The organism is Pseudomonas sp. PAGU 2196, assembly GCF_022179005.1.
Classification (GTDB): domain Bacteria; phylum Pseudomonadota; class Gammaproteobacteria; order Pseudomonadales; family Pseudomonadaceae; genus Aquipseudomonas; species Aquipseudomonas kermanshahensis.
This window is the reverse complement of sequence record NZ_BNTL01000035.1, coordinates 120,126-146,422: the sequence shown is the minus strand read 5'-3', so window position 1 is coordinate 146,422 and position 26,297 is coordinate 120,126. Positions and strand designations below refer to the sequence as shown.

18 protein-coding genes are annotated in these 26,297 nt (G+C 49.4%); 12 read left to right on the top strand and 6 right to left on the bottom strand.

The genetic code is table 11. The features are described from left to right. The first annotated feature begins 38 nt into the window (after positions 1-38). The 7 genes from MFF34_RS25450 to MFF34_RS25420 all read left to right on the top strand — a co-directional run bounded on the left by MFF34_RS25450 (position 39) and on the right by MFF34_RS25420 (position 9,980). Positions 39-752 carry a TetR/AcrR family transcriptional regulator gene (locus tag MFF34_RS25450; RefSeq protein WP_238217251.1) on the top strand — a complete coding sequence of 238 codons (714 nt, stop codon included), beginning with the start codon at positions 39-41 and terminating at the stop codon, positions 750-752. Positions 753-1,284: 532 nt separating this feature from the next. Further along, positions 1,285-2,730 (top strand): site-specific integrase, encoded by a 1,446-nt coding sequence (locus MFF34_RS25445; RefSeq protein ID WP_238217249.1) that lies wholly within the window; start codon positions 1,285-1,287, stop codon positions 2,728-2,730. Next, positions 2,727-6,110 carry a hypothetical protein gene (locus MFF34_RS25440; protein ID WP_238217248.1) on the top strand — a complete coding sequence of 1,128 codons (3,384 nt, stop codon included), beginning with the start codon at positions 2,727-2,729 and terminating at the stop codon, positions 6,108-6,110. Before MFF34_RS25445 ends, MFF34_RS25440 begins: the two co-directional genes overlap by 4 nt. A 12-nt stretch (positions 6,111-6,122) precedes the next feature. Continuing rightward, complete coding sequence (locus MFF34_RS25435) at positions 6,123-6,476, top strand: hypothetical protein (RefSeq protein ID WP_238217246.1); 354 nt, start codon at positions 6,123-6,125, stop codon at positions 6,474-6,476. Then, positions 6,477-6,800, top strand: coding sequence for a hypothetical protein (locus MFF34_RS25430; RefSeq protein WP_238217245.1), 324 nt, complete (start codon positions 6,477-6,479; stop codon positions 6,798-6,800). It abuts the gene before it with no gap. Between the two features lie 602 nt (positions 6,801-7,402). Next, entirely contained in the window at positions 7,403-7,741 is a 339-nt protein-coding gene (locus MFF34_RS25425; protein ID WP_238217243.1) for a GrlR family regulatory protein, read from the top strand. An 841-nt stretch (positions 7,742-8,582) separates the two neighbouring features. Continuing rightward, entirely contained in the window at positions 8,583-9,980 is a 1,398-nt protein-coding gene (locus MFF34_RS25420; RefSeq protein ID WP_238217241.1) for a hypothetical protein, read from the top strand. Positions 9,981-10,757: 777 nt separating this feature from the next. Here the strand turns inward: MFF34_RS25420 and MFF34_RS25415 are convergent. Then, positions 10,758-11,459, bottom strand: coding sequence for a DUF3223 domain-containing protein (locus MFF34_RS25415; protein WP_238217239.1), 702 nt, complete (start codon positions 11,457-11,459; stop codon positions 10,758-10,760). A gap of 218 nt (positions 11,460-11,677) precedes the next feature. Between MFF34_RS25415 and MFF34_RS25410 the strand changes: the two genes are divergently transcribed. The 5 genes from MFF34_RS25410 to MFF34_RS25390 all read left to right on the top strand — a co-directional run bounded on the left by MFF34_RS25410 (position 11,678) and on the right by MFF34_RS25390 (position 19,570). After that, complete coding sequence (locus MFF34_RS25410) at positions 11,678-13,327, top strand: AAA family ATPase (RefSeq protein WP_238217237.1); 1,650 nt, start codon at positions 11,678-11,680, stop codon at positions 13,325-13,327. Further along, complete coding sequence (locus tag MFF34_RS25405) at positions 13,324-14,391, top strand: hypothetical protein (RefSeq protein WP_238217235.1); 1,068 nt, start codon at positions 13,324-13,326, stop codon at positions 14,389-14,391. The genes MFF34_RS25410 and MFF34_RS25405 overlap by 4 nt, the downstream gene beginning before the upstream one ends. Positions 14,392-15,371: 980 nt before the next feature. After that, entirely contained in the window at positions 15,372-16,610 is a 1,239-nt protein-coding gene (locus MFF34_RS25400; protein ID WP_238217233.1) for an ABC-three component system protein, read from the top strand. Continuing rightward, positions 16,600-17,265 (top strand): ABC-three component system middle component 1, encoded by a 666-nt coding sequence (locus MFF34_RS25395; protein ID WP_238217231.1) that lies wholly within the window; start codon positions 16,600-16,602, stop codon positions 17,263-17,265. The genes MFF34_RS25400 and MFF34_RS25395 overlap by 11 nt, the downstream gene beginning before the upstream one ends. Then, positions 17,240-19,570 (top strand): AAA family ATPase, encoded by a 2,331-nt coding sequence (locus tag MFF34_RS25390; RefSeq protein WP_238217229.1) that lies wholly within the window; start codon positions 17,240-17,242, stop codon positions 19,568-19,570. The genes MFF34_RS25395 and MFF34_RS25390 overlap by 26 nt, the downstream gene beginning before the upstream one ends. Positions 19,571-20,011: 441 nt before the next feature. Here MFF34_RS25390 and MFF34_RS25385 read toward each other — a convergent pair whose 3' ends face one another. The 5 genes from MFF34_RS25385 to MFF34_RS25365 all read right to left on the bottom strand — a co-directional run bounded on the left by MFF34_RS25385 (position 20,012) and on the right by MFF34_RS25365 (position 26,038). Further along, the gene (locus MFF34_RS25385; protein ID WP_238217227.1) at positions 20,012-20,515 is read right to left on the bottom strand and encodes a hypothetical protein; all 504 of its coding nucleotides are present in this window, start codon (positions 20,513-20,515) and stop codon (positions 20,012-20,014) included. A gap of 598 nt (positions 20,516-21,113) precedes the next feature. Further along, the gene (locus tag MFF34_RS25380; RefSeq protein WP_238217226.1) at positions 21,114-21,755 is read right to left on the bottom strand and encodes a GIY-YIG nuclease family protein; all 642 of its coding nucleotides are present in this window, start codon (positions 21,753-21,755) and stop codon (positions 21,114-21,116) included. A 184-nt stretch (positions 21,756-21,939) separates the two neighbouring features. Then, positions 21,940-22,149, bottom strand: coding sequence for a hypothetical protein (locus MFF34_RS25375; protein ID WP_238217224.1), 210 nt, complete (start codon positions 22,147-22,149; stop codon positions 21,940-21,942). Between the two features lie 389 nt (positions 22,150-22,538). Beyond that, the gene (locus tag MFF34_RS25370; RefSeq protein WP_238217222.1) at positions 22,539-24,692 is read right to left on the bottom strand and encodes an SEC-C metal-binding domain-containing protein; all 2,154 of its coding nucleotides are present in this window, start codon (positions 24,690-24,692) and stop codon (positions 22,539-22,541) included. A 47-nt stretch (positions 24,693-24,739) separates the two neighbouring features. Next, complete coding sequence (locus MFF34_RS25365; RefSeq protein WP_238217220.1) at positions 24,740-26,038, bottom strand: HNH endonuclease; 1,299 nt, start codon at positions 26,036-26,038, stop codon at positions 24,740-24,742. Between the last annotated feature and the right edge of the window lie 259 nt (positions 26,039-26,297).

Below are 26,297 nucleotides of genomic sequence, written 5' to 3'. Positions count from 1 at the left end.
CTAGGCTACGAGCCTGACCCTACTTCCCCTGAATGCCTATGACTTCCTTCCCTATCCCTCGAACGCCCCTAGCTGCAACCATTATCGAGGCGACAGCCAAGCTGGTTGCTGAAGAAGGCATAGCGTCTGCGACCATTCGGAACATCGCCACCCAGGCCAACGTCCTTCCTCCGCAAATCTACAAGCATGTCGGAGGCATCGATCAGTTGCTAGACGCAGCGGCGCTGCACCTCTGGCAAAGTAAGCCAAAGCGGCCAACAGATGCCGGTGACACTATCAATGGTCTGTACCAGGCAATTGAAGATCTGATCTCGTTTGGGCTGAAATACCCTGACCTCTACCTTCACATCTGCAAGCCCCGTCAATCGAGCGTCTCTCATGTATGGCAAATTCAGCTTGATGACCTCAAGAATCGCGTAAGACTGGTCGCAGTAGCAGGACTACTGCAAGTCAGTCAAAAGCAGGCCATTGAGTTTATCCATCCTTTTTGTGCAGGTATGGTATTTAGTTGTCTGCATCAAGTGAGCCGCCCGCCCGACGCAAGCTGGCTTGTGAGACAAGCCGTTAAACCTTTATTAAAGGCAGGCGCGAGGCGCACCTTGCAAGACGGTGACCCGCCGAAAGCCGATCCCAACCGTCGAACTCAAAACCTGGCCTCTGAGTTGAGAGGGAATCTGAGCAACGTGAAAGTCTTCACCCGCTGCGAGTATTTGCTTCTGGGGGAATGGCTGGAGCGCATCGCCGCATCCTGAATTGAGTTTGCGAAGGGCCTCATCCGCGCGAACCTTCTGCAGCCATGCCAACTGCATACTTGGCGCCTCTGGAATAATTCTGAAGCGATACCCTTGAAGCGCGTCGAGAACCCCGTTTCGCGCCTGTAAAGCCCCCCTACTCCCGTCCTGACCGCCAAATTCCCCACCCCAATCAGCCTCGAAACAGCAGCCAGCAGGCCAACCTCAAAAATAATTTTTATTTTTTTGTGACCTTGACAATCAAGGCGATCTACAGTTTTTACAAAAACCTGATGGCCATACTTCACCTTCTCCTGATGCCCTGAAAGGCCTGGCGCATGCACTTTATGACGATGCGGTCAGCAAAACAAGGTACAACACATCAACTTTCCGCCCCAGAATCGATAACGTAGTTATATACCATTATATATCAACGTTAATTTGAATTTAGAAATCAACCTGCGCAGTTAAAAAGCACGCACTAGCGTGCAGTTGCATGCTTTGAAGTTCCCATGTAACCATTTGGTCACCCCAACAGAACTGGACACCTGATATGAACTCCGTGGCGCTACCTGGCTGTCTTACCTCTTTTGCGCCACCACTTCTTATCCCAATCACCAAAGATGGAAAAAAGATCTTCGCGCTAGCTTCAAACGACAAAGTAATGGATGACTTTTTCGAAAACTGGTGCTTCATGCTCAGTAAAAAGCATTCATTCAGAACCGTGAAGGCTTACGCAGGATACAACAGAGTTTTCTTAGAACTCCTCCAACTTATTACACATCTACATGGAGAACTGAGTGCAGCTCTACTCAGCGAGATTATCGAAAACTACGAGAGCTTCTTAGTTTTTGGAACCTCCAGTGAAATCCCTATGATCGCACGAGCGGCTGAAATCATGGGAAATCGTAACTTATCTGGCAGTTCTGTTGGTGTAGCGCTGGCGGCTCTTAATAGCTTTGTCGAAGCCAGTGAACGCTTTCGCCTTGGCTTGTTGGAATTGGAGGCACACGGTTATATAAAATCGAGGAATTTGTCGGGCTTTTCCCTGGCCCAGGCCGTCAAGATTGAATCAACTTCTAGCGTGAGAAGTGCTATTAAAAGGAGTAGTTGGCTGGCAGGATGCCTGGCGGGGGGCGCGCGGAAAATCAAGCGAGCGGGTCTTTCAGCGATTTCAAAGCCGTCAACACTTGCACACACCGACCAATATGGCGGAGACGAGTACGCATTCCCGATTGATCGCTGCAAGGAGCTTATTGAATCGGCGCCTAGTGCCCGTGACAAAATGCTGTGGAGCTTGCTGGCAGCGACAGGAGCGCGTATTTCAGAAGTACTAACAATGCTCAACGAAGATATTAAGCCTCAAATTGACCTAATGAACAGCCGTGTGATGATCATTGATCCCAACACGCGGCGAAATGTACTGATCAAATACATTTCATCTTCCGACATTGATGCGCTTCCGCATAAGGGTCGCGCCCACCCTGAAACATTTATGATTGAGCCATTCGCGTCCATATTCTGGATTGCGCTGGAACAATATAAAACTGAAATTCGCGCACAAAAATTGATGGTGCCGGTTAGGCATAATTTTTTAGTCAGAAATCTGGTAAACGGCGAGCCTATGCACAGCAGTTATCAGTCACTGTATGAGCGCTTCAGGAAAGCCGCATTTGAGCTGACTCAAAAATCTTATGGCTTTCACTCTTTAAGACATATGTACGGCTATTACCTCGTCAACCATTGCCCCAACCCGAACCCTCACAGCAACAGACGGTACGGACTCGAACTGAGCATGGTTCAGCAGCTAATGGGGCACGCACTCATCAAGACTACCCGACGATACGCTCGACAGGACGCGCATCTGCTGCAGGCCGCACTTTCAGCTGCGAACCTTGCCCGCCTGTCTGGGGGGCCTAAGACCATTCTTGAGGCAAGGATTGCGTACCATCAGCAGGAAATTAAACAACTTCAGCAGCTCGTCCTGGAGGACGTATGATTAATACATCGCATATCGAACCCATTTGGCTAATCAAGAATAAAGAAATTGGCCCCGCCTTTGACATGGCCATGATCGATGTGAGGCACCGGTACTGGAAAAAATATAACACGGTGGACGGCGGTCGTCCGCGCGACGTATTACTGGCTCTGAACCAACTGGGCGCTCGCCCTTTCTTCGCATTGAAACGCGCGCAGGTTGAACAACTGCTGACATGCTGCTTTTCTGGAAATGACAAGAGGGAGGAAATCGTTAACGCCATCATCCCTGAATTCCCAGTGTATCGTACCGCTCCCCTCATTTCGTTGCTGAAGCTGGCATTTCTGCGCCTATGGATGGAGAAAAAAATAATTCTACCGCTAGGCTGGAACTGCCCTATTCACAGCGACGCTATTTTGGACGACCTCATCCAAGAGCACGCGGACAGCTGCCCCATGCTCATCAAAATCAGGGAGCTGAACCCCGTGTCATCGCTTCCCTACAATGGCGCGATGACCAAGAAAGAACGCGATCTCAGGGCCAGCGGCTGGATGCGTCTATTGGTCGCCTCTAACCTCCATGACGCCAAAAGTTTCACGGCAGAAGATGCTCGCGATTTGAAACTCCGGAGTTTTGGACACAAATCAGAGCTTGCTAGATTCTACACGGACGATTTCTCTGTATTTCTGGCCAACGCCTCCAACAATCCTTGGATGCGAGATGCAGTCAATCAAATTCTTGCTGAAAGCCGCGAACAAGCTAAGCAGGCTCACAAATTAAAGTATGCTTCCGCTCGAAAAAACCAGGTTAGCAAACAACATTTGAAAATGGTTGAGAAAACTCGCTCTTATTTGGAGGGAACCAACCATGGTATCGAGCGGCTTGCAACCATCTTTTCCGACACAAGGGATCTAAGCCGTGCGTTTAGAATGGAGAACAGCCCAACACTCCCCGGCGGACTTGAACTACTGCCTGAAAAGGTCGTAAATTTCTGCAAGATGCTTAACACAACCTATCTTGCGTACATCAAGTCAAGAAGACTTGAGAGCGAAAAAAATACCAGAACCCCGCTCTACTACCTGCTTGCTTACTGCGGCCCCTACCTCTACAAATTCTTCATGAATCGTGATGGAAACCTAGAACTCTACCCAAGTACCTTCAACGATTTTACCTGCGCCATTTATATCACCGCCGACGCCGACCTCTTGAAAGAAGTCGGAAACTTTGAGCGAGAACTTCCAGAAACTCTGATCTCGATGATCAGCATTATTGTCGAAATTAACCAGAATACTCCAGACACTCAATATCAAAGAACCTACCCTATCGATGAATTCTTCGACTACATCATTTCCCAGTCCGCTGTCATTCCCAATGCAGAAAAAGTAAGGAATAGCTTTTCACCAGCTTGCTATCCGAAAACAGTAAAACGATGGGGGACGAGTAAGAAACCAATCCCAAGGACGTACTTCTCAACCTTTATCAGCATGCTGTACTCATTGGAATATCTGACCATGCACCTCAATGGCATGGCAGACGGCAGTGAGCCTGGTCTCGTCTCCGGCGAGCTGGCCTGGCCCACACTGAGCGAGCTTGTGCATGGTTCAAATTGGTCGGGACTATGGGGTCAGGGTGCCATGAGCTGCGAAAGCGTCGACTTCAATGCACTTAATTTCAGCCCCATTTTCTATCACAACGGGAAGCCCACTCCATTCAAGTACATTCCAAGATTCTACCGAATTTCAGATATGCACATTGATGGAAGCTTGCAGCCGCGCATCATCATGAACGATGTTCGCTCTACTTTGCTTATGTGTGAGACCGGAATTCGTCAGCAGCACTTGTTGTGGCTAGATAAAGATCGGTATGCAAACTATGTAGAGCGCAATATGACCAGGCCACTGGCCCCGCTGTTAGTAAGCACAGACAAAGCTCATGGCGAATGGACTGCGATCGTCTCCAGCAGAGTTATAGATATTTTAGATAGGCAGAGCAAATGGTATGAACGCTGCACAGAAGCGAGCTTTCAAAATACAGTTTGGTATAACCAGAACACAAACTCCAAGTTCGGACGTCTGCGCCCTCTATTTAGGCTCGCGCTCACCCCTAACAGGTGGAGCAACTATGACCCTTTCAGACTTCTCCTGCTGTGCCTACAACAGTTCTTCAAGTTTGAACTAGGAGATATGCGCTGCCCAGACATCGTATGGTGCAAACCACCTGCAGGCTCTACTGAAGAAATCATTACCATCAATGACCATTCAATTACCAGCGTATCTTCCATTACTGCTAGCACGCTAACTAGCGACTACACACCTCATGGCCTGAGAGCAGGCTTTGTGTCGGAGGCAATCAAGTTCCTACCTCCAAGCATTGTTGGACAGTGGCTCACTGGACAGTCAGAGCCCCTAGTAAATTATTATTCAGTTTTTGATGAGAGTGACCTCGGGATGACCCATCAGCAAATGCTCTGCATGTCTCTCATGAGTAATCAGAGCAAATTGTCGTCCGGTGACCTTCCAGAGTTGGCCGGAGCAATTTCAAAGCTAAACTTAACACTTAAGAGAGATATCGCAATCGACCCTGTGACTGCCATTAGTCAACACAGACTCATGAGCCTGTCGAGCGTGAAGCGAGAGTCAACTACCGGCCTGGACAAAATCCTCGCCAAGGAAGTTAGTGAACTTGCGTTTAACACTACGCATATTTGCCCTTTTAACAACATCTGCCCTAAGGAAGTCCTCGACTTATTTGGTGAGCCCAACTGCTGTTCTGCCTGCCCATTTGCTATCCGAGGAGTAGCGCATCTGCCCGCGATTTCCGCGAAGAAAGACAAATATCGGGAATTGATGGCAGGCACGCTTACTCTCATTCAACAATACGTAGAGCGCAAACCATCGGCACGTATTAGTACTGAACTTGAACAGCTTGAATCTGAAAATGACCGCTTCGCGCGGGAAGCCTGTCTGCTAGAGGCGATCGAGATTCAGCTGTTCCAGATGTATGAGAAAGGACTGGAACGAGAGCTTATGGTGAAAGACCGTGAAGAGATCGTCAAACATTACGAGCGCTTTTCACTACCTGAAGAGGCCGGGCTGCTGAAAAGGCTAATTGATGTCCAGAATTTCCCGGATGTTTCATCTGAGGATCTGAGCATGAAACTGGCACACCTACGCTATATCTTGTTAATGAAAGAAGGGGACATTTCAAAGCTACTGGGGATTGACCCGGACAAAACCACCCCGATTGCTACTAAAGTTTCAGCCCAGATCAGCTCAATGGTATTGTCTGGGGCAATCACTCCATACGAACTTTTTGCTGTAAGCTCGGGAGACGCCAGTGCAATCAAGGAACTGATTTCAGCGCCCGATCAAAAATTAAAACTTACTCACATGGTAGCTTAAAAACTTATCCGCATGAAAAATAAAATTAAGCCCACAAAGCCCCCGAAAAAACCATCTACATTCGATGAGTATGTAGCAGCCAGATCCGTGCAAACCGAAAAAATGTTGCGACAGGCTATCCGCGTGGTATCTGCCAGCAAATATGCTACAGTCACCGATTACTGCAAAGATTTAGCAGGGGTGATTTCGGAGGTGAGGGAAGCAAAGTCAGGCGACCCCGCAACACCATTTTTCAACAAAAAAATTCGGCCCTTTAGTTACATTACCTTACTCAGGAACAGCGATTACAGGCACCTGGTGGATGACGCATTCAATCATGGACGTGAATCGCTAGAGGAGCCAGAAGCCGTTTCGGAAGAAGTCTGATTGAAAATTTCCAGTTTGCAAGCACAAGTCAATCTTTTGAAAGACAGGCTCAGCGGAATTAAAACTACTGGTGATTCGAACGCACTTTTGGATGCAAATTCCCAGGACACTATAAAAAAGCTATCATCCTATCTCACTGCTACCCTGATTGCGTACACCGCGATGCGTGAACAGCTGAGTGGCTTTACCAAAGTTATTACCACGCCGACTGATAAACATAAAACCCCTGGCTTGTACAGCGGCATGGGTCTGCTTATTGAGATGGAAGTATTATATGAAATTGAAGATGGCCGAAAATTTCTGAAGCACTTTGCTCAGTGCTAGCCTCGCTTCTCGATAAAACCAAAACAACCTGACAAGGCGCGACAGCCCCTTGTCAAATCCTGATGAGGATCGGCCCTAACACGAGGGGCGTTTTTCTTGGAATTTTGGAGGCCACAAGAACATCAGCGCGGGGGCGCTTACAGGATGATTATGGTGAACCATAGAATGCAAATGTGCAGTAATTAGGCTTGCTACTGCGGATGTTCCGAGCCAATCATGGAACTGAAAGCGATAATGCCAACAGGAGTTCGAATTTGCTTGCCGATTGGGCGAAGCACGTTGCAGCCCCCCACTCTGAGCCTGGAACGCGGCAAGCCGCCAAGTGGACTCGTCGACCAATTCCGTAGCGAGATAGAAACATTGGCTCGTGATGGGGTTGCACCTCGACTAACTCTGCGACCTGTAGATTACGACCAGTCCGCCTCAGTGAAGACGCCAGTGTCAAGCTGCACTGAGTGGCCAGACCGATGAGTTTTTTTAACGCTCAGGGCAACCCCATAACTTAGGCGCCTTGAAATATCTGGCAACAAAACAACGTTAGGTCACCCCGCATTGGATCCCATTATGCTGGACGTTCAATATCAGCATCCACGGAGACTCCCATGTCGCAAGGTGTGTTTGAGGTTCAATTCCGCTCCAACATCCAGGATTTCGGATCTGGTCTCGTATTCGTCAAGGACGGCAGCGTGAATGGCAGCGATGCCAATTTCCTGTATCAAGGAAAACTTCCCACACAATCTGGCGAATTCAAAACCCAGATCAACGTGCAGCAATGGCAAGCCGGTAACACCCATGTTTTCGGCGGTACAGGCGGGTTCGTGCTTGAAGCAAATGGCACTGTCGATTACGAGAAAGGCGTTTTCTTCCTGCAGGGCTCCCCGCAAGGGAATACGCAGCTGACACTCCAGGCAAGTGGCAAGCGGATCGGTGACGTAGCTTAAAGGCATAGCGCAGCTGATCTCACATCGGCTGCGCATGCTTCTCCTCCGAGCCCCGGCATCTGCTTTCCAATAGAGAGCACAGAAACGCGAAGCTGCATGAACATGCCGAATAGCTTCCCAGCCAAGGCCTGCCTCAGCCAAAACCCGAGCTCAAAGCCCAAGATCTTTTTCAAGCCTCAGCTCCAGAAGGTGCAGTGGGAGCAGGTTTCCTGGACATAGCCTGAGCGCTTCGAAAGTGAGGCAATGCCAGATCCCGGCCATTATGCGGATCGACTCCAGGTTTTCCGGGCCCGAGGAAGTGACAGATAGATCCCAATCTGAAAGCAAGTGTTGGAGAAGGCAGATCACTACCGCCTGTAACCGAAAAAAACATACTATCAACAGCCAAAGCGCCGAACAAACTGAAGTCAAATATAGTACACATACTACCGATTCGCATACTATCCCGCCAAGCCTCCCTTCCCGACGCCTCGCCCAGCAGCAAAAAGCGATACTCACAGCGATTTGCTATTTCTATGAGTAGCTACTTCCAATGCGCACCTGTTCCTGACACAGCCGGCGCGATTCCGAACCCTCAGCGGGCTTGTCACGCCCTGTGCGGAATGATAAAAGCATGTTGTAACAGGTCGATGATACCAGGTAGCCATCATGATTCTGATTGCGTTTGTCGCATGCGCGAGAGCTGCAACCGATCGTTTGCCGCCGTTCAGAATCATTCTGAGGCTCTGCGTAGAAACACTGCGGCTATGATTCAAGCTGCCATCCAGCCAAATGCAATGAAGCGAAACATAGGCCTGAATCAAGGCTTAGGTCGACCAAGTCGACAGCAACGTGCGACCACATGGTCGACGACTATAAAAGAACCAGAGAAAATAAAGGACTCCTCTTAAGCATGGACAGAAAGAAATCAAGAAAATACAGAAAATTCATTAAAAATCTTTCAAAAGACCAGCTGGCCGCTTTCAATGTCGCTGGGGACTATGTAGCGGAGCAACGTAAACTTAAAATACTCCAAAGCCTTCCACAAGAAGATCAAGAAAGTTTACTCTGCACAATCTCGTGCATAACCTTTGCATCGGAATACGATGTGAGGAAACTTGAATCGGACGAAATCTTCAAAAAGGTCTACACACTCTTAAAAGAGAGCCAATCAACCAACGAAATAAAGCCCGAGCTCAAAGAAATTTATGATAAGCAGCGAGGCCAGGCAAAAAACTACCTGCATATCAAGAAAGGTAGACTGCTGAAAACAATTCTCTCTGATGCTTGCTCCAACTATAGAAAACTCAGAAAGGCAGATGCGGAAAAAGCTGAACACATGCTAAACCGCGCCATTAGCAGAGCCACTAAAAGTCAAAAAGAGGAATTAGAAGCCCTAGATAACATGTTGCTAAACCTTGAGTATAGCCCAATCATTTTACGCTTGACACCTGCACTATTAGTGGCAAGTCTCAGCGAAATCGACAGCTTTAGTTTGGCTGCTGCGATAATAACCAAGCCCAAACTTCAGCTACTCCAGCTAATGACTCTCGACGAATCCTGGAATAGATTCCCCCTTAAATGGTATATAGATCACTTACCAACCACAACGGGCAGAGCATTATTTGAAGCATATAAAAACGAACAAGATCTCTCCGGAATATTTACAGCCAATTATATAGACGGGAAATTCAAACGATTTGAAGAGCTTTTGTCAAGTCAATACATAAGCCCTCCTCTATCCCATGTACTTTGCTCACGAGCACACATAATTAACGACATAATAAACTGCTTTAGAAATAAAATATACTCCGCCTCAATCTGCACAGCCCTGACGGTAATTGAGGGTGTATTGTGGGACTTCTCACAAGAATTCAATCGCAGCAACGATAAGAAAATTTATAGTGACGATGCATGCGAAGAGCTAATACTGCTATCAGGAAAAACAGTTACTAATTTTACAGTTGGCACACTGCTCACGCAGACCGCGCTAGGAGATTTTTTTGACAAAAACTTCATCACATATTTCTGCGACGAACTATACAATGAGCGCAATCCGATTTTGCACGGTAGAGACACGAATGCTTTCACAATGGAAAATTCTGCAAAAAAGATCTCTACCATCGAACATATCTTGCGTAGAATCGACGATCACAACAAGCAGACATACATGCAACGCTTAGATAATAATCTTCCGCCTGAGTTAAAAGATAGGCTCACCCAATTTGCATCCAGGCCATTCCCTCATCAATTGGCGTGAATGTAAAGCGCTAGCTTGGAGAGCCAGGCTAGATCGCTAACAGGTTATCAACCAGAAGTTAACCAAAAAATGCCTTCCTGACTAACGGGAGTAGGCTTGGCATACTGGCTCGATTGCGGAAGCGCTCCTTCTCCCGTCAAAGCTCGATCACACGCTCCGCCTTTCCCAATTTGACAATTTCTCAGCCTGCTCCACCTAAAATACCCAGCTGCCCGGAGCGAAATCGTCGCCTCCCTATCTGGGTAATTGTGAGATCCAACATGGAAGGCCTCTTCGTTGACGGCTGTGCAAACGGCTTGGGCAACCATTTCGATGTTCCACATCCGGAAAGCACGCTGTCCCAGTACTTGCGTAATCGCCCCCTTGCGGGTCAACTACCTCGTCAGTGCTTCAGCGACGGCCATACTCGCTTTCATGGATGTACCGCTTATAGAGTGTCTCGGCGCGCTCAACGAGGGATTCATTTGAATAGGCAAACGGCCTGCGATTATTTGGACGAGTACACCCATGCTTCTGAAATCAGTATTCAGGAAGCTCAACCTGTAGCGTTTGGTGCAAAGCTTGCCCTGTGAAGTGGTGTACCACACTCGCAATGGGATACCGGAAACAGCGCAGACAGGGATGTCTCAGTCAGACGCTATCAAGATGCCCACTTCAAAATGGCGGAACGCAACTACCTCACTTCCCCGTGCACTCAACATCACTCGTCTGTCCTGCTGATGCATCGATTTCTGACAGCATCAGCTATCGCCTCACAATATTTGATCTAGCCCTTTTTCAGGAGCCAGAGCAGAGTTCCACCCAGGGAATTGAGGCTTTGGGAAGCTTCAGATTCTCAATCCTCGATATGAGCCGTAGCTGCGCGTTGCTGAGGTGATAGCGCTCCCAGGCCGCGCGCAAATCAGCGTCCTCCAGTGTGGCGACCACCCCATCCCTGGAGCCGACTACGACGTTTAGCGGATTAATCTGGTTAGCTCGACAGAAATCGAAAAGCAGCTGGTCAAAGGTACTCGGCGCGATGTGATCAACCGCAGCATTGAATCGGCTCAGAGCTTCTCCTGATAGCGGACAGACTGTGGTCGAAGCGAACGCTTGATCACGGAAAGACCGAATCTGGTTTCTGATTGCGGTACGCGCGCCATTACGAAAGTCTGTCAGGCCTTGAGGCTGACGGTTTCTCCCCCTGCTACTGGGAATGAGATCAGCCGAATGCTTAAACGAAATATCGATCTCGGTACCGCAGCGCCGGCGCAGAACGAAGCACCTTGTGCCCTGAACGGTCATTTGCGCCGTGATGCCTTCAACCCCACTTCCGGATTTCTCAGTCCATTCATCGTGGTACTGAAACAGCTCGTACAAGAACTCAGCATCCGCTTCAGTCACCAACGCACCGTCTGCAGTTCCCGCAAGGATTGCTCGGCATCGCCCCTTCACATCATCCTTGGTTCGAAACCACTCATCATTGATTAGATACGCCACAAGATCCCCTGATTTGGATGGCTCACCCACTGAAATGGAATGTGCCAGAGATGACCTTTGACTCTATTTCGGCACTATACGACGGCTGCACGCTTCGCGCCCTCTCGGAAAACATGCTATGGCTTCGACAATGCGATGGCCATCCGCTATCGTGGCGCGATAGGCGTTGATCAGCTCTAGCGATCAACTCGACCTCAACAAGTATGTCGGGCTTTCGAATGAGAATTTGCTACATCTGGGTCTCAGCTTTCAAAAATCTCAAGCACTTTGGAATAAACCTTTGCAATGATTTGCGGTTTTCTTTCAGTCCTGAATCTGGCGTACTTAGGCTAGTCGAGCAGACGCCGCTCCCTTCAGAAATATTTGGCGAAAATATTCATGACATCTCTGCAATTCTTGGCATTAATGGCGCAGGCAAGTCCAACGCGCTAGAGCTTATATGCCTTGCCTTGAAGTCCAACGAAAAAATTGATACACCTCTGCTCATCGTATACGAAAAAAATGAACAGTTGTTCTTCATAAAAAAATCAATAAACTACCTAATTCCAGTTTTTGACGCTAAAGAAAGAGACGACCACAAAGACTTCAAAGACCTTAACGTCGTATATTTTTCCAACGTATTCGACGAAAACAAGATGGACTTAGGGAAGCACGTCCAAGACATTTCAACAAACTTCAGATATAGCCGAAAACTCTATCCATTTGGAAAGGGCGGATCTGACACCGAAATTATCGACCAATTGGACTTTATTTCTTCAGATGTTTTTCACCATGCCCGGATTGACACACCTAAAACACTAGAAATAAAAATTGACAGAACGATTCGCCAGCGCCCCATGAACGAGCGCAATTACCCGTACAAAGAAATACTTCTCAACCTGGCGCAGTTACAACAGGAGACCCGAAAAAAAATAAAATACCATGCCGCTCCTGAAATTGCCGCCGAAGCCATACAAGCAATGTTCCTGCATCAAATACTGATAGAGAACCTTGATCACGAAGAACTCCGCACCCGGATACGAGAAGCACTGAATTACAATGCTGCCACGCCACCAAGCTTCAAGGGACTGCTTCGAATCACCGCAGAATTTTTCTACAAAAATGAAAGCTTAGACATAAAAAAACACCCGATTCCGCTGACTCAGCTCATTGAAGCCGCAATCAATCTTGAGTCTCTGCTTTTCTTTACGCATGCGAGGCTCGACAGCTCAGTAAAAACAAGCCGCTACTTTATCACCTTGGATTTCTTTAAGGGCGAAGAGCGCCCATACATAGAGCTAGCTTGGATTATCGAACGAATCAGGACTGGCTCTATGACCTGGACAGGGATCAGCTCCGGCCAGAAGGCCTACTTGAACATGTTTAGCTCTATATGGAGCACACTTACCCACTCCGATCTAACTAGAAAATCCAGCAGCACATTATTGTGTATTGATGAAGCAGACCTCTACCTGCACCCACAATGGCAAGTGGAATTTGTTGAGCGATTGATCTATTGCCTTCCAACCCTCTCGAATGGCAAAAAGCAAATTGTCATTACAACCCACTCACCTATTCTGGTCAGTGATCTGCCCAGCCAGTGCTTGATTGCTCTCCCTCCACCGCCCTCAGAGCATGATAAAGAACCCCCTGCTACCGACGATCTAAAAACGTTCGGTGCCAACCTGTTCGATATCTATTCCTCAACTTTCGGCCTGCACGGACAACGAACAGGTAATCTGTCATCGAAGTACATATCCAAAATTTTGCAAATCCTCGACTGCGATGACATCACGTATCGCCAGCGCGAAGCCCTTAAGCAAGCTGCCTCGATCATTGACGACGAACTGATAAAGTCTCACATCCTGAGAAGGATCAAGTACCAATGATCAGTATTCTCAAGCACTTGGAATCCATAACGCTTGACGTCAGCGCATTACTGACAGAGACCGTGGAAGAACTGTGGAATGATTTGAACCCAAAAAACCTAGACGGCTCATATTCAGACAGATCACTCATTAAGAGCGTAGAAAAATATCGGCTCAAACTGAACAAACCAGAATACATAAAACTAGCGGGCGCCGACGTCGTGGCACGACAGATTGCCTACATGGACTACATCGCGGACATCGACAACCTTAAACACATCATTACTGCACTGCCCGCTCAGCTAGATGACATTATCGCCAAAGCAAACGAGATGTTAGAGCCGGGCGATTTCCTCATCAGTATTGATGAGAAGACTCATGAAGATTCATTTGGGCCGAACCTGCTGACCCAGGTATTCAAATACGATAACTACCGAGGCAGCGAGCACTGTGCAGCCCGCTACAAAAAACTCGGCTTCGATAACGCCACATGCCCATACTGCAATGAAGCGACTATGAAAATTGTCCCCAAAGAGGATGAGGGCCGCTTTAATCAGCTCATGCTATTTGACATCGATCACTTCTATTCCAAAAGCGCCCACCCTTACCTAGCGCTCTCGTTCTATAACCACATTCCGTCATGCAAGGCTTGCAACCAGACCTATAAGGGCAATAATGAATTCTCATTTGCCACTCACATCCATCCGTACCACAGATGCTTCGATACGCTTTACAGCTTTCAGCTAAACCATACTGTACTTCGGAGCGACCCTCCCACCACCGTGAAGGTCAAAAAGAAATCTACGTTTGAGGAAAAACTGCTAGCAGATCTTCAAATTGAGAGTCGGTACCTCACGAATTTGGGGTACGCACGCCTGAATCAGTTAGTTAAAATCCTCTCTAATTACTCTCACATTCTGAGAGAGGGTGTCGAGAATGACGATGACCGAGCGCGGCTCAAAGGGCGCCTAGAAGATTTTGGATTAATTACCACTCAAAAGCACATTCTCAGCCAGTGTTATAGCAAGCTTCAGCGCGACACCATCGCCATGTTTGATCCGGACAACACCTTGGAGTTGCAGTAGTGAACGCGTAGGAATTACATATTATCGCGAATCCAAGCAAGCCCTCACCCGATGCCGTGCATTAAAAAGGTGTGCCTTGTGCACACCTGGAAGTCTATCTGCAACACACCAGCACCTACTTAAAGGTGCTGGGAGGCTGATCAGCAGCTTCTGGCGGACGTTCTGATATCCCCGCACTTTGTGCACCTGATTTGGTGGATGATACCGATCAGAGCAATGGCCACACCTGCCCCACCTGTCGAGACAACCAGAGCTTGGTACTGAGGGATCATCGACATGGCAGTCAAGCATCCAACGATGAAGATGATCACGGCCCACGTAAGCCAAGGGTAGAGCCACATCTTAAGCGGAATCGTCTGCTCTCGGGAGGGAGTGCAAAGCTTGACTCCGTCGAGACCGCGTTGATTGGCACTATGAGCATCAGCGAAGCAGTCCTTGAGAGGAAGCGTCAACAAGCTCAATCCACACTCTTTGAAAAGCTCAGAGATGTCATGAACTCACTGGGGTGCTTATAGGGACACCAATGTGGGTATTGTATTGATGGTTCAGAACCTAGGTGAAACCATCGAGTTCGGTATCTGATACCAGCCAACCGGCAGCCGAACCGTAGAGCCACATAAGGGCTGTGTGATGGGCCAATCACACCAATCCGGTTGGTCTTCTGCGCAATCAACGCTCTGCGGAGCGCCGGAACTGAAATGAAATTAGCAGCCACGCTCAGCGGCAAATCGTTTCAAAATAATTCAAAAGCAAACCTCAAAAATGGTTACGCAAAACACAAAATCAATAAAAATCAGATAGTTACAAAAACCATCTTCACCCCGCTATCGTAAAGCGCTTGGTAACTCAACGCTGATTAATCGTTTAACCCTACCACTTACTGACGCCAAAGAACCCACCCGACTATTGGGTTATCAAAAGCGATCAAGAGCCGTGATATCGTTCTGCCATCCAGCATGTCCCGCTAGCCAGGAGTCATTGTGAGCACCGAAGAAAAAGATGAGAATCTCCCAGCCACGGCCATTACTACATGGAGTGGCTATGTTTATCAGGGGAAAATTGCACTCTACCATTCCCTCAAGCTAATCAATGAGGGCGATGATGATTTTGAGCTCCAGCTAGATAGCTCAGACGACTTCGCCATTTATAAAAATAATGCTCTCGTAAGCGCTCACCAAGTAAAAGCCAAGATCAGCAAATACCGAAGCGAATATGAAGAGGCCCTAGAAAAATCATCTGTCATTGAGTTTGATCGCATCAAGGGTGTCTCACGATATTTTCACGTGTCCGTCCCACTGACGGATACCGCAAACCACACAGGAAAGGTAAGCGGAGAGCTCGTTGAATTCTACACCTACGGCGATAATAAATATTGCGGCCTGGGTGAGATCGAGGCACTCACAAAAGATATCATCAGGCAGATCTGCACCAACAAATCCGTGCTACTGAGCGAAAAACTGCTTCACTACAACTACTGCGTATTATCAGAAAAGATAAGCACCGAGGCTATAGCGATTCATCGCCTCGTACAAGTAGATCGCGAAAAAGCTGTGCAAGCGGCCTATGAGGCCAGAATAACGGCCATTAGCTTGCTAGACGACATCCTCCAATTAAACCCCCATAACGACACTGAATATTTCGCTGTTGAGCTAAGGGCAGACCTTTACAACCACCTTGAACAAAGACTCGACCAAGCTTTGCCTGGCATGAGCGATGAAGCGTACGGCAGAGCGCGCAGCCTATTCGAGCATATTCAAGACGCTCCCGTCGAAGATCTGATAACGCTCTGCCAGCTAATGAAACCGTCGGTGAAATTCTCAAAAATACAAAAGAATGATATCAGACAGTACTCCCGCCTGATAGAGGCAATGGCAGTCAAGCCAATCCTGAATCAATCCCCTCACTACTTGGACAAGCAAAAGACCTTCTATCTTCCAACGGCTCTCGACCTTCCCTCCATAGATGATCACGAAGATTGCATCACAGATCTCCTGGCTGAAATGGGAAATAACGATGATCTGCTCAAGCTCTTGTTTGAGTACAACCACCTCATCCCCAGCAGATCAACTGAGTCCTTTGTAATTGACACCAAGTTCTCTCACCCCGACGATCTGAACGATCCGGCAGTGAAAAGCCGCATCGACAGCAACATCATTAAATCCTTTTGCTTAAGCATTGTAACCAAAACAGAGGCAGAGGCCAGACTAAATGATAAATGACATTATTAAAGAGGCGCTCACTACTCATGACTTCAAAAAAGAGCACGAGACCGAAAGCACCAGCTTCTATATTCGACAGCAAGGCTCGGCTATACGCTTTGCGATCCTGCACGAGCTTGATGAACTTCCTACGCCTGCAGAACTGAATGCACTCATCAACAACTCAGCGCCCGATAAATTCCTCAGCCACCCTTCATTCAAAAAAAATTGCGACCTCATTTGCATTTATCATTTGAGTAAGCTATCCGAATTCAAGGATCACGAAGAGCAGATCTTCGCAATCGAAGAGGATCCGCATTTTTTCAAGAAATATGTACTGTATTACAGCGACACCGAAGCGCATGCAATTCAGGACTACACATTTAGCAAGCTGATCACTACCGTCTCGGACAAAAGCCAGTTCAGGGGCTACAAAAGCGAACCAACGGCTGCAACTCAATACAGCGTGGCAGCAAAAATCTTCATCAAACTTCCGTTTCTTATACTTCCGTATACGCGAGGAGAGCTCATCTCCTTGCGCCGTCAGGCAGCCGACAAGGTTGCTGAAGCTGATCTTGATGAAACATACAAAATCATCCAAAAACTCACCACTAGCAATGCAGACGAATTGATTACGGAGCTGATTAAGCATGAAATGGAAAATAGTTCAAATTGAAATCTCCCGCTTCAAGGCTTTTAAGCACGTCAACCTGGATCTCGGAAATTCTTCCCTATTAACGCTCGATGGGCCGAACGGGTTCGGGAAAACCAGTATTTTCGATGCTATCGAATTGCTACTCACCGGCCAAATCAAGAGAATCAATAATCTATTTACCACGCTATTTACCAAAGCCAAGATCAACTACGACGACAACCTGTTCTGGAACAAACGAACAGACGAGAAAGACCTCACCATCAAGATTGAGTTTCGCCAAGGTGAGGAACGCCTGATTCTAGCCAGGCATGCGCCTGTTGATGCTTTTGATACAAAATCAAATAACCGAGCAGATCAGTTTGAGCTTTTCCAGCTGTATGAATTGCCTAATTTCGAATCCAAGGCGTTCACCACTGCCAATTTACGCAATAATGAATATCTCGATGAGCTCTTTGGTAAAAACTTCAGAGAAAACTTCATTTTCCTGAACTACCTTGAGCAAGGGCAGAACAAGCTACTTCATTCGCGTGTCGACGAGCGTAAAGATAAGCTTGGAAACCTGTTCAACATCAGCGATGTTGCAGCAGAGATCGAAAGCTGCCGTTCGCTTTCATCGAAACTGACCAAGTTCCTGGGGGACAAAAAGCGTATTGCTGAAGTGGATACCCTTACCACAGAGAGCGCGGCCCTACGCGAGATGGTACAGGCCGATCTGGGTAGCGTGGAATTCAAGAAGCTGTCGAACACTGAACCGGAACCCAGTTGGGATAAAGAAGAGCCCTTCCCCACCTATGACAAAGAGGTTCACACCCAATTCCTGGACGCCCTTCGCAAGCTGAGTGAACTGCTGCCCCAGAAAGCGGCCATCCGCGTCAGAGCAGCGAATGATGCCATCGAAGCTGATATCAAATCGCATGCGGAGTCGCTGAGCAGTCTGGCGCTGTTAGGTACTGACCTGAACAAGCTGGATGCCCTGGACAAGAGCAAAAAGGAGATCGACGAGCTCGCTAAGGCAACCGGCATCATCAAGAAGGGTGTGTCAGCCATCACGGCAGAGCAAGCCCGTACATTGCCAGGTTGGGCGGCTGGGCGACTGGCTTGGTTTGAGGAGCAGATTGCGATACGCGATGACCTGAATACCAAGAACACCGCCAACGATAGCGCTGCTGCTGAGTTAACCCGTCTGAAGGCGCAGTTGCTTGATGAGCACGCTAAGCTTTATCCGGACGACAAGCATTGCCCGCTGTGCGGGAACGACTGGAAAACGCACGCTGCAATGCTCGAAGCCATTGAGGCAAGAGCCAAGAAGATCTCTGATACTCTGGGAACAGATGGGCAAGCACTTGTCGCTCTCACCGCCTTGATGGCTACCGAACTGGTCACCATCGAGACGTACATCCTGGGACGTGAAGCGATACTCAAGCCAGGGTATAACGGTGCACTGCACAAGGCGTTGATCAAAGTAAAAACACGCCTCCCCACAATTCAGCAGCTCCTTGAACGGCTCAGAGACAACGGTATCCCGATCACCTTCTCGTTCAACGAAGATGAAGTGGTGACCGATGCTCGATTGGAAAACCTGCGCGCGTTGATGCGAGCCAAGAAAACAGACGAGGTAGTGGTGCTACCTGATGATTGGCGGCCATCCATCGAGGCGGTGTTCAAGGACGTGCAGGACTTCTACATTCTCGACCCTCAGGATCTGAGCAAAAAAGAGCTCTACATCAAGATCAAAGCTAACGAAGCGCAGAGCAGCCGGCTTCAAAAATGCCTCGACAAGCTACATGAGCTTCAGCGCGAGACTGATGCTGCCAATAAAGCCAAGGACAAAGTGAACAGGCTGCGGGCGACGTTGGACGCGGCAGAGCAAAACTACGCGAGTCAGACCATCGCGGAGATCGAGCTCATTTTCCACATCTATAGTGGACGGCTCATTCAGAACTACCAGCGCGGCCTCGGCCTGTTCATCGAGAGCCGAGAAGGTAAGCAGTTGCGGTTCCTCACAGCAGAAAAATCTGAGCATGATGCGGTCATGTCGATGAGCACCGGACAAGTGTCAGCGCTTAGCCTCGCGTTCTTCCTGTCGCTCCATAAGGTCTATTCAGAGGTTCCGCTCATCCTCATCGACGATCCGTCACAATCGCTTGACGAGGTGAACATCGCATCGCTAACTGACTTGCTCCGTTGTGAGCTCAAAGACCGTCAGCTCATCGTGTCGTCGCATGAAGAGGATATCTCGTCGTACATGCGATACCGCTTCAATCGGGCCGGAATGACGGTGAGCTCGCTCAACATGCAGCGCTTGGCAAAGGACGCGGCGGCTTGATCGCGGCGCCGTAGCATCCCAGTAATAGAAATAGCCACAGCAAACAGAAAAAGTGGGATGGAAGACAACCTCTGAGGTCGTTCGAGGCTAGGGTGCAAAAGTGCCTTGGCCTCCTTCATCTGCCCCCGGTACACGTTCTACAACACTGTCTGGATCTGATCAAAATGGGGAGAGAAGTGCTTGAGCATCAGCCTTCATCAGGCTGCATCTCCCGGATACTCGGATCAATCGCGAAAACAAGCTGACCACCCAAACACAATGGCACTCGCCCTCCAAGCAGCCCAAGCTGGAAAGGATCAAGCAGCTGAGGCCTTGCACCCCGCACTGGCCGTCATCTTCCCAGACTGCTAGCTGCCTCTCCTCAACGCTAGCCCGCCCTGTCTGAATACTCCGCTCCGCGAAACCGGAAACACCAGCTAAACCCGGAGCGCCCAGGCGAGCTCAAAGCCCGAGATCTTTTGCGAGCCGCAACTCCAGAAGGTGTGGTGGAAGCAGGCTTTCTGGACAAAGCCTGAGCGCCTCAAACGTGAGGCAATGCCAGATCCCAGCCATTATGTAAATCGACGTAAGGTTCTCCCACCCAGATGAATTGACAGAAATATCCCAGTCCGAGAGCAAATGCTGGAGGAGGCAGATAACAGGCGCCGGGTACCTGCTCTCACCGCCTTCGAAGGCAATGGGGAAGCTCCCAAGTCCAGGATCATAACATGCCCGATCCAGGCAGGACGCCAGTTCGTCCCAGAGGTATTCGAATCGATGGAAGGAAGCTGCCGTCCACCAGATCGTCTCGACGTCCTCGACAGAAAGTCCTGAGGGGAGGATTTCCCCATAATTCTCGACTCCGGCAAGAAGGACAGTCGCTGGCTTGGGTATCGGCGTACCTGTAATCCATACGACCGGAGGTTGGCTGGACTGCATCATCTGGGAAAATGTGGGAACTGACATGAAAGGCCTCTTTGTTTACAACTGCGCAAACGGCTTGGACAACCAGTTCAATGTTGCCACGCCCGAAAGCTCACTGACCCACTACTCGACATAATCGTCACCTTGCGAGTCAAATACACCGCTGGTGCTCCAGCGACGGCCAAACTCGCCTTCATGGAAGTACCGCTTTAAGATTGTCTCGACTCGATCAAAGATCTGCACTCGCGGTACGCAGAGTGGCAAAGTCTGCACCGTGTTGGGGAGCCGCTACAGCTGACCTGCCCCAAGAAACGGATCACTTAGAACAAACCGTCCAATCACCAATAGCTTCCTATCGCCCTCTCGCACAATGGTGGCAAAGCTCCCCAAGGCTAGGCATCATCGCTGATGGTTCCCCTGCCACCTGAGGGAAGGATCAGCGCCAGGCGCCTATAGATTCTTGGTTATCTTCCTGCAGCGCCACAGGAGTACATATGTACTCCTACCATCACGAGGTACTCCCTCCTTCTTGACTCCGCAAGCAGAGCTCAGTTATCCGCAGCTCTCCCGCCTCGATCATCTTGGCGATGAAGTCCGGATCGTCAGATGCCTTAAAGTGTCCGCTGCCAGGTAGCGCATCTCATTCGTCCTCAATCCTGCGATGCAGGGCGATAAGCTCTGGCATGAATTTCAGGCAGTGCGCGGTAAAGAATTCCCGGGATTTGTTGATCCGATATTTGTCGAACAAGCAGTGCAGAGCTTGCTCAAGCTTTGAGTAGTTGGTCGTTTCTAGCTGGCTCACAACCGTGAAGCGAAACGGCACCCCAGTCGTGTACAGCTGGGTGATCCGTTTGTCGACCGAGCCGGTGGTGATCCCAATTTTGATTATTTCAACCTGGTCAGCGGTATACAGGCCGGTGGAAAGCACGTACAGGGTACCGATGTCCGCCTCCAGCTTGGCAAGATCTTCCCCCTCAATGAAATCATCAGCCTTGATTTCGCTAGCCCCCGCTTCCGCCAACAGTGTCATCAAATGCGGTTTTCTGCTCTTATCTGCCGAGATGTCTGAAGCGCTTCTGCAAGCCAGGTAGATTCGTGCCAGCACCGCATGATCCAAATCCTTGTAGTTGCCAGCCGCAACGTTTTTAAGGTGGCTCGGGGTACCGACGTGTTGCGGGTACTCCACCTTGACGATTTCTCGAATCTGCTGGGGTGTAAGCCCCTCGGGGTGCTGGCGAAGAATCTGGCGGATTACATCAGTGAAGTTGATTTCGTTCTGCATCTTCAATTCCAAAAAACTGCTCTGCTGATTCCTTTGACCGCCTGTTGTTTACGCTTCGCTCTCAAGCAAGCGACGCCCAACACCTCACAGCCAGTGAGGCCACATGCAAGGTTTCACAGATGGCCACTCCATTTTCACACAACAGGCCCACGATCAACGAAACGCCAACTGCTCATGGCGACAGCTAATGATTAATCTCAGCCGGCCCGCCCAGCGCCCGCAATTGATAGTCGGTCACTGCCTGGAACCTATGCTCAGCAAGTAGTCGCAAACGCTCAAGCTCTGCACCGGCCACCCCAGCGGCTTGGGCCTGATGATAGCTTTTCAAGGCTTCCACAGCGTCTGTATACAGTGGATCGTCTGGGTGCAAAACCTTGCTGATGTCCCTTTGCATTTCTGTCACTCCTGGGTCAATGGATGAGATGGAGCCAAGTCAATTACAGCAGCCCTGTGCTGCCCAGGATTTTCATTTGCTTCTGTCGGGATCAGCGATTCCCCCTAAATAGGTTACCGGGTCGGATTCACTAGATCGGTCTCCTATTTAATGCAGAGATGGAGCATCGAAACGCAAGATTTCGCTGAGCGGGTCATTGGGCAATGATGCCGGCAGTAGGTGGAGGTCGAGTGCAAAGCACGCCGATGAAGAGAGCCGATAGCCAAAAGGAGTACGCCTGTACTCCCACTATAAAACACCGCCCGCCTCCAGATTTGGCGAGATGCCAAGCACCTATCAACTGCCGTACCACCTGCAATCTACTTGCCGATCACCATGAAAGCTGAGCTTCAAGGGAGGCAGCATTTCTTGTATTTCTTCCCACTTCCGCACATGCAAGGCTCATTGCGGCCCAGCTCCATGTGAACCACTTCCTTCTTTAAAACGCCCATAGCGATGTTGATGCTTTTGGGCCTTTGCATACCCTTCGTGAGCTTGTCCATCACGCCAGACTGAGCCCAGGGTTGGCTATACATCATGCCGAACTGAATATCTCCTCGCGTGCTCACAGAGACCCCAAACCATCTGGCCGCTCGCTCCGCGTACTTGCGTTTCTCACAATGTAATTTGAGGTGCTCTATCGCAAGCGGATCTGGAAATGGATAGCAATGGAAGGTGATTCCAGCCTCTCCTCCATCGTCTACAAAGGTGAAGTCATGGGGTCTTCCGTCTCTGACTGCCGCTGCGGTGATGCCAGTAAGGCCTTGATGGATGATCTGGCACGCCTCCCCATCCAGCGACAGCAGCTCAAACCCGAGCTCCAGCAGCCCAGGATCCGCCTGATGCTCTATCTGCATGATCAGGCGCTCATAGAGCGTACCCTCCATGTGCGTCAGAATACCTGGCGGCGTTCGCTTCCCTGGCAATCCTTCTCTTCTCACTGTCATAGCGACATCGACATCGGTTGTGAAGGATTCATCCACCGCTGCCAAGCTGTACGTACGGTCAAGCCATAGGTTCTGGTTCAAGTGGTAACCGAGCGCAGCAAGCTCATGGCTGACCCTCAACCGGCTACTTGCAGCCCCTCGCAACCTTACATAGCTCAGCAGCCGCAATGGTGACGCTAGCAACTCTGCCAGGACATCCAGCAAAAACACGTCCATCACCAACGGTGCCTGGACAACCTCTGTCGTTTGATACTGAAGGTATTGGCTCGCCTGCAGGGCTAGTGCCGGGTAGTGGTCGGACACTACACAAAATGGATAGATCTCTTTGACTGAGTCCGGAAGGGTTATCTCGCGCCCCGTCTCATCAATCAGCCGACATTTGCGTGTGAGGATAGCCTCTGCACACTCCCACGCTTGATCTGATGCCTTCTGGATAGCGGCAGCGAAGTCAGCTTTGAGCTGACCGTCGTTGCCCTTTCGCGCAGCCAATGTCAGCTTCTTGGCCTTAGCTTGAACGATGATCATCCGATCACCGAAAATCACGAGAACGTCAGCCTCCCCGGCTCTGTTTTTGCCATCAAGAATATTGACGTTAGTGAAAACGTTGGACTCTCCAAAGACTGCAGCCAAGCGGCTGTGAGCGAAACGCTCCACAAAAGCGCCACGATTGTCCGAGGCTTGACGACGGTAGACCGGGTCATCCTTCATCCAGAAAAACGGGGACTCATAGAGCGCTTCGTACATTCCGTAGTGGCTGAAGAGAAGCACTGATCCGCGATCAGTTGGGAGCAGCGGCGTGGCGACCACACTGTTGTAATCGCCAAGCTCTCGAAACTCTTCGTTTTGGCCGGAGAAGGTCAAAGCATCAAAAACTGCCTGAACAATTGCTAGGTCTAACCCGGTTTTTCTAGCCACCTCACCGGCGGTAAACTCGAAAATAGTCAAAAGCGACACGGCATCCGCCTGACTCGCTCTACCCCCTTGGTACATCAAGCTGGCACGTGAGCCAGTCATCGAACACATCGCCTGGGCCACTCGCCGCGCCTGACGGCTGCTGAAGCCCTTGTTCAGTTCGAGCCATTCATCATCACAGCTGTGTTTTTCAACAAAGAAGTCACGGTACTGGAAGCTGTAAGCAGACTCCGAGCCGTAAAAAATTGGCTCTCTCATCAGCAAACCTTTCAGGACTGGCGACTGCTTTATCTCCCCCGTAACATTGCCTCTCACCCAATCGGCAATCGCGGCTGCCATAGATCCGTGTAACTCCCGCAATAACTCTTCACTGCGAGTAATGTGAGCTCGGATCTGAGCTGGCTTAGGAACCGTCAGATCCAGCGGCTGCCGCATCATCAGTCCAAGCAGCGTATTTACCTCCGGCCTGATGAGCCCGTCTGTACCACTCAGCTGACCTGCGTACGAGGCAGTGTATTCATCGCGATAGCCGACCAGGTTGTCGCGCAAGCAAAGTGCCGTGATCGCATAGGCGTAACCAGGCTGTGCGGTGAGCTCAACGAGGTCGGCAAACACCTCGGCTTCACTACGGGCTGTTAGTAGCATGCTTACCCTCTATCAACGGGAGATCAAGACTAGTCGAGACGAGCTACTCACTGAGAAGCCTCGTTAAACCAACGGCGGTACAAATGCTCATCCGATCCGACCCGCAGGTCTGGCAGCAACGACTCAACAGCAAATCCCTGTTCGATAATCGTTTGACGGAGAAATGCCTGATTGAATGCTTTCTGATAGCTCATAAAATCGTACCGCGAGATCACGTTCTGCGCATAATCAATAAGATAATAATTAAGCGTGACAGGAGTCTTCTCTGGCAGGTTATCTGTTAAGATCATTGTGAGTCCAAGCCCGCCGTATAACACCATGCTAATTACAGCTCTTTGTCTTCCTCCGGAAGCGCTATGTGAGATCAGCACACAATGATGGCCAGAGGGGATCTCCCCAAATGCTTGATGCTTAATATCCTTATCAAGAAAGACTGTTCTGTGACTTGATGACTTCCCAAAAATAAAATCCTTAACTGCCGCAAGGTCAGGATGTCTAGCGACTTCCAAGCCAGCATCTTTAGCCAGAATATTAATACCAATCTTAGCTATAACCCGATCACACTCCTGCGACCAACCTATGCCCGTAGTGGTCACGAGTGGTTTGTCAATAGCTACCGCTTCTGCGTGCATGGCTTGAGCCATGATCCCGGGCAATGTGTGCCTTATGTTTCCTAGTATTTTACTGGGCAATTCACCCGGCCTAGTCTTGATGGCCAACTGCGAAGCTGCACGCCGGTAAAGACATCCATCTGCCTCAGATTTTTTGTTTTGGGATTGCTCGATCCAAATCCCATCCTTAGGTGGTTTTTCGGCTCCCTCTCTGGCAAGAAAAGAATAAGAGCTACCAATATATCGATAACGCGAAATAGAAAATTTATTGCGAGTATTAGATCTATTCTTCTCAACTAAAACCAACTCAGCCTTGGCGAGAATAGCCTCAACCCTCTTAAGAAAACTGAGTAAGCTTTCCTTACCTGGCCCATTAGTTAGAACACGCTCACCGCTAACAATAATCTGGGGAAGAACCTCCGGATTAAAACCGTTCTTGTATCCTGCCTCAACAAGCTGTCCTTCCGAACCAACAATATGCGACTCGATAGGATCGTAGGTGGGAGATTTTCCGTCTCGATTTTTTGCCTGGTGAATGACCCTCGCCAGGCCCACTATCGACCGCCTCTGAAAAGTACTCTCGATCCCAGAAAATCCGTGATTGCAATCCCCGCATACACCAACATGGAGAATGTACCGAGAATCGTCTCCGCCTAGACCGGCAGGGAAGATATGCTCACCAGTTGGCGGCTTCCTCTCACCACAAAAAATGCAGGGTTCATGGGTGGTCTCCATTGGGCTTCAATCCTTTTAGCATGCACTGGCGGGTTCCTATATTAGATGCCTCCTGATACTACCAGCTAGCTATCAAAGCCAAAATTTCCCAAGGATTGGTTTAGCCGTTTAGGAAGGATCCGCATAAGGCCTTCCTGAAGGATGTCCCCAAATCTCTTCATTCTCCTCCACTCATTGCAAAATTTTGAGCCCGCTAGGCTGCGGCATATGACGGCATCAGAGCACCTGATGCCACGAGCATTTACCAAGCATTGGGATC

Excerpts from the sequence above, each read along its gene's own strand:
- MFF34_RS25450 (WP_238217251.1), top strand. The coding sequence starts at position 39 with ATGACTTCCTTCCCTATCCCTCGAACGCCCCTAGCTGCAACCATTATC.
- MFF34_RS25445 (WP_238217249.1), top strand. The coding sequence starts at position 1,285 with ATGAACTCCGTGGCGCTACCTGGCTGTCTTACCTCTTTTGCGCCACCA.
- MFF34_RS25440 (WP_238217248.1), top strand. The coding sequence starts at position 2,727 with ATGATTAATACATCGCATATCGAACCCATTTGGCTAATCAAGAATAAA.
- MFF34_RS25435 (WP_238217246.1), top strand. The coding sequence starts at position 6,123 with ATGAAAAATAAAATTAAGCCCACAAAGCCCCCGAAAAAACCATCTACA.
- MFF34_RS25425 (WP_238217243.1), top strand. The coding sequence starts at position 7,403 with ATGTCGCAAGGTGTGTTTGAGGTTCAATTCCGCTCCAACATCCAGGAT.
- MFF34_RS25420 (WP_238217241.1), top strand. The coding sequence starts at position 8,583 with ATGGTCGACGACTATAAAAGAACCAGAGAAAATAAAGGACTCCTCTTA.
- MFF34_RS25410 (WP_238217237.1), top strand. The coding sequence starts at position 11,678 with ATGAGAATTTGCTACATCTGGGTCTCAGCTTTCAAAAATCTCAAGCAC.
- MFF34_RS25405 (WP_238217235.1), top strand. The coding sequence starts at position 13,324 with ATGATCAGTATTCTCAAGCACTTGGAATCCATAACGCTTGACGTCAGC.
- MFF34_RS25395 (WP_238217231.1), top strand. The coding sequence starts at position 16,600 with ATGATAAATGACATTATTAAAGAGGCGCTCACTACTCATGACTTCAAA.
- MFF34_RS25390 (WP_238217229.1), top strand. The coding sequence starts at position 17,240 with ATGAAATGGAAAATAGTTCAAATTGAAATCTCCCGCTTCAAGGCTTTT.
- MFF34_RS25385 (WP_238217227.1), bottom strand. The coding sequence starts at position 20,515 with ATGTCAGTTCCCACATTTTCCCAGATGATGCAGTCCAGCCAACCTCCG.
- MFF34_RS25380 (WP_238217226.1), bottom strand. The coding sequence starts at position 21,755 with ATGCAGAACGAAATCAACTTCACTGATGTAATCCGCCAGATTCTTCGC.
- MFF34_RS25375 (WP_238217224.1), bottom strand. The coding sequence starts at position 22,149 with ATGCAAAGGGACATCAGCAAGGTTTTGCACCCAGACGATCCACTGTAT.
- MFF34_RS25370 (WP_238217222.1), bottom strand. The coding sequence starts at position 24,692 with ATGCTACTAACAGCCCGTAGTGAAGCCGAGGTGTTTGCCGACCTCGTT.
- MFF34_RS25365 (WP_238217220.1), bottom strand. The coding sequence starts at position 26,038 with ATGGAGACCACCCATGAACCCTGCATTTTTTGTGGTGAGAGGAAGCCG.